The sequence below is a fragment of the Antiquaquibacter soli genome (genome assembly GCF_030580675.1).
In the GTDB taxonomy this organism is placed as follows: Bacteria; Actinomycetota; Actinomycetes; order Actinomycetales; family Microbacteriaceae; genus Rhodoglobus; species Rhodoglobus soli.
Map to the genome: position 1 here is coordinate 1 of NZ_JAUQUB010000009.1, position 4,183 is coordinate 4,183.

The following is a 4,183-nucleotide window of genomic DNA, read 5'->3' on the forward strand; positions in this document are numbered from 1 at the left end:
CTCGCCATCGAAGACCTCATCGAAGAACTCAAAACCGACTACACCATCGTCATCGTCACCCACAACATGCAACAAGCCTCCCGCGTGAGTGACAAGACCGCTTTCTTCAACATCGCCGGAACCGGCAAACCCGGCAAACTCATCGAATACGACGACACGACGACGATCTTCTCGAAGCCCTCCGTGCAGGCCACAGAGGACTACGTGTCCGGCAAGTTCGGATAACCGGATGCGGCTGCCGCTCGTCGTCGCCACGGTCTGCTCCGAACGCAACCGGCCGTCGGCGCAGACCATCGAGACGCTCGCAGCCGCCGAGATCGAACTCGTCCAGCACGACGATGCCGCGACGTCCCTTCTCGCGATGGGGCGCGCGCGACCCGACCTCGTCGTCGTCCCCACCGATGTGCGCGGGGTCGATCTGATCGAGTACGTGGAGGCGGTGCGCCACGCCGACCTTCCCGTGATCGTGGGCCTCGCGGATGCCTCGGACAACGCCGTGGCCGTCGCCGCCCTCGATCACGGCGCCCGCAGCATCCTCGCCCTCCCGTTCGGGCCGCGCGAGCTCGAGTCGGAGGCCCGGCTCGCGGTGCCGAACCCCGCCCCGCGCACGACCCTGCACGCCGGACCTCTCACGATGGACCTGCTATCGCACCGCGTGAGCGTCGACGGGCGGGACGTGTACTTGTCCGCGCGCGAGTTCCACCTCCTGCAGCTGCTGCTCGCCGCCGACCGGGTGGTGAGCGCCGACGAGCTCGCCGAGCTGGCGTCGGGCCTGCCGGAGGCGTCGGTGCAGGGCATCCGGGTCATGATCGGGCGGATCCGCCGCAAGCTCGAAGGCACCGGCCCTCTCGCGACGCCCGTGCTGGAGACCGTGAGAGGGGTCGGCTACCGCATCACCCGCTAGGCCTCCCGCACGATCAGTTCACCTTGTGTTCACCTAACTGCACGACGATGCTTAACGAACGTCGTCATCGAGGGGACCACACTGTTGATCACGCGCGGCCTGCTCGCGGGCGCCTCCCTGATCGTCGCCGCGACCCTACTGGCCGGGTGCGCGGCCAACGAGCTCGGCGATACCCCGAGCGATCTGCGCGGCACGATCGACGGCAGCGGTTCGAGTGCACAAGGCGCCGCCCAGGAGGTGTGGGTCGCCGGCTTCCAGCGCCAGAACGCGTTCGTGACGATCAACTACGACCCGGCGGGCTCCGGCGCCGGTCGCGAGGCGTTCCTCTCCGGCGGGGTCGACTTCGCCGGGTCGGACTCACCCCTCAGCGACGACGAGCTCGCGGGAGAGCTCGCGGCGTGCGCCCCCGGGTCGAGCGCGATCGACCTGCCCCTCTACATCTCCCCCATCGCGATCGCCTTCAACGTCGAGGGCGTCGACGAGCTCGACCTCGACGCGGCGACGATCGCGAACATCTTCTCCGGCGAGATCACGCGGTGGGATGACCCCGCCATTGCCGCCCTCAACCCCGAGACCCCACTTCCCGCCGCGACCATCACGGCGGTGCACCGCTCCGACGACTCGGGCACCACGAAGAACTTCACCGACTACCTGCACCAGGCGGCCCCGGAGCAGTGGGAGCCGGAGGCGGCCGATACGTTCCCCTTCGCGAGCGGCGAGTCGGCGCAGGGCAACTCCGGAGTCGTCGCGGCGGTGCGCAGCGGCGTCAACACCATCGGGTACGCGGATGCATCGAAGGTCGGCGACCTCCCGGTCGCCTCGCTTCTCGTCGGCGGGCAGTTCGTGGCGCCGACGACGGACGCGGCCGCGGCGATCGCGGAGATCTCGCCGCGCATCCCCGGTCGAGCGGAGCACGACATCGCGCTGAAGGTCGACCGCACCTCCCAGGAGGAGGGGGTCTACCCGCTCGTTCTCATCAGCTACGTGATCGCGTGCGAGGAGTACGCCGACCCCGATGTCGCTGTAGTGCTCGTCGAGTACCTGCGTCACATCGTCAGCGAGGCGGGCCAGGCCGAGGCAGCGGAGGCCGCCGGGTCCGCGCCGCTCGCCGAGGGGCTGCGAGAGGAGGTGCTCGATGCCATCGACTCCATCCGGTGAGGCGCCCTCCGTGTCGACGGAGCGGCCCGGCATCGTGGGACGCCGGCGGTCGGACGGCGTGTTCCGCGGGGTGACGATCGTCGCGGGCGGCCTCATCCTCGCGGCTCTCGCCGCGGTCGCCGTGTTCCTCGTGGCTCAGAGCATCCCCGCGCTCGTCGCCGACCCGGCGGAGCTGAAGGGCTCGCCGTCCAGCTTCTGGGCGTACGTGGGCCCTTTAGCGTTCGGCACCGTCTGGGCGGCGGTGCTCGCGCTCATCATGGCGGTGCCGCTGTCGATCGGCATCGCGCTGTTCATCTCGCACTACGCGCCGCGCCGCATCGCTCAAGCGCTCGGCTACGTCGTCGATCTGCTGGCGGCCGTGCCCTCCGTGGTCTTCGGACTGTGGGGCATCACCGTGCTCGCACCGGCGGTCACCCCGCTGTACGGCTGGTTGACCGAGAACCTCGGGTGGCTGCCGTTCTTCACCCCGCCGGTGTCGGGCACGGGCCGCACGATCCTCACGGTGGCGATCGTGCTCGCGGTCATGATCATCCCCATCATCACGGCGCTGTGCCGCGAGATCTTCCTGCAGACCCCGGTGCTGCACCAGGAGGCGGCCCTCGCCCTGGGCGCCACCCGCTGGGAGATGATCCAGATGGCCGTGCTCCCGTTCGGCCGGGCGGGCATGATCTCGGCCTCGATGCTCGGCCTCGGCCGCGCGCTCGGCGAGACCATGGTCGTCGCGATGGTGCTCTCGCCGGCCGCCGTGCTCTCGTTCGTGCTGACGGGATCGCAGAACCCGTCGACCATTGCCGGCAACATCGCCCTCAACTTCCCCGAGGCGCACGGCGTCGGCGTCAACGCGCTCATCGCGACCGGCCTCATCCTGTTCCTCATCACGCTCGTCATCAACTCGGTGGCCCGCTTCGTGATCAATCGCCGCTCGGCATTCTCTGGAGCGAATTGATGGCGACCGCGCACCCGAACTCGCTCACCACCGCGCGGCTTCCGCGCTGGTCGCCGTGGGCTCTCCTCGCGGGCAGCTGGGTCGTCGTCGGCGTCATCTCGGGTCTCCTGAGCGCAGCCTCCGGAGCCGAGCTCAACATCGCGCTCGTCGTGCTGCTCGGAACGGTCGTGTTCGACGTGCTCCTCTACGTACTCGCCCGACTGGTGGAGGGCTCGAGGCAAGCGGTGAACCGTCTCGTGACCTCCCTCGTCGCGACGGCGTTCATCATCGCGCTCCTGCCGCTCATCTCCCTGCTCTGGACGGTCGTCGTCAACGGCCTGCCTCGCTTCGACCCGACGTTCTTCAGCAACTCGATGCGCAACATCGTCGGGGAGGGCGGTGGAGCGCTGCACGCGATCACCGGCACGCTGCTCATCACCGGGATGGCGACGCTCATCTCCGTGCCCGTCGGCCTGCTCACCGCGATCTACCTCGTCGAGTACGGGCGCGGTCCGCTCGCGCGGGCGATCACGTTCTTCGTGGACGTCATGACGGGCATCCCGTCCATCGTCGCCGGGCTCTTCGCGTTCGCGTTCTTCGCGCTCGTGTTGCAGGACCCCGGCATCCGCTTCGGCTTCGGCGGATCCGTCGCCCTGTCGCTGCTCATGATCCCGGTGGTGGTGCGCTCGAGCGAGGAGATGCTCCGTATCGTTCCGAACGAACTGCGGGAGGCCTCGTACGCGCTCGGGGTGCCGAAGTGGTTGACGATCGTGCGCGTGGTCATCCCGACCTCCATCGCCGGCATCGCCACGGGAGTCACCCTCGCCATCGCGCGCGTCATCGGCGAGACCGCGCCGCTGCTCATCATCGCGGGCTTCACGGCGAGCATGAACTACAACCTGTTCGCGGATCGGATGATGACGCTCCCGGTCTTCGTCTACACCCAGTACGCCAACCCGGGGACGAACGTCGACGCCTACCTCGAGCGCGCCTGGGCAGGCGCTCTCACCCTCATCCTGATCGTCATGGCACTCAACCTGATCGCCCGGTTGATCGCCCGCATCTTCGCGCCGAAGCTCGGCCGGTAAGGAAGTCATGTCCAAGCGCATCGAGGTCAACGACCTGAATGTCTTCTACGGCAAGTTCAAGGCGGTGGAGGATGTCTCCCTGACGATCGAGCCGCGCACCGTGACGGC

Annotated in this window: 4 protein-coding genes and 2 pseudogenes; all 6 read left to right on the forward strand. The window is 68.5% G+C overall.

What is annotated here, in order from left to right:
• Positions 1–225, forward strand: a pseudogene (locus tag Q5716_RS15860) (phosphate ABC transporter ATP-binding protein); the annotation flags it as partial.
• A 4-nt stretch (positions 226–229) separates the two neighbouring features.
• Positions 230–904 carry a winged helix-turn-helix transcriptional regulator gene (locus Q5716_RS15865; protein ID WP_305004136.1) on the forward strand — a complete coding sequence of 225 codons (675 nt, stop codon included), beginning with the start codon at positions 230–232 and terminating at the stop codon, positions 902–904.
• Between the two features lie 84 nt (positions 905–988).
• Positions 989–2,062 carry a phosphate ABC transporter substrate-binding protein PstS gene (gene pstS, locus Q5716_RS15870; protein WP_369523982.1) on the forward strand — a complete coding sequence of 358 codons (1,074 nt, stop codon included), beginning with the start codon at positions 989–991 and terminating at the stop codon, positions 2,060–2,062.
• A complete protein-coding gene (pstC, locus tag Q5716_RS15875) occupies positions 2,040–3,008 on the forward strand; it encodes a phosphate ABC transporter permease subunit PstC (RefSeq protein WP_305004137.1) in 969 nt (322 codons plus the stop codon). The genes pstS and pstC overlap by 23 nt, the downstream gene beginning before the upstream one ends.
• Positions 3,008–4,075: a phosphate ABC transporter permease PstA gene (gene pstA / locus Q5716_RS15880; RefSeq protein ID WP_305004138.1), complete on the forward strand. Its 1,068-nt coding sequence runs from the start codon at positions 3,008–3,010 to the stop codon at positions 4,073–4,075. Before pstC ends, pstA begins: the two co-directional genes overlap by 1 nt.
• A 7-nt stretch (positions 4,076–4,082) precedes the next feature.
• A pseudogene (locus tag Q5716_RS15885) lies at positions 4,083–4,183 on the forward strand (phosphate ABC transporter ATP-binding protein); the annotation flags it as partial.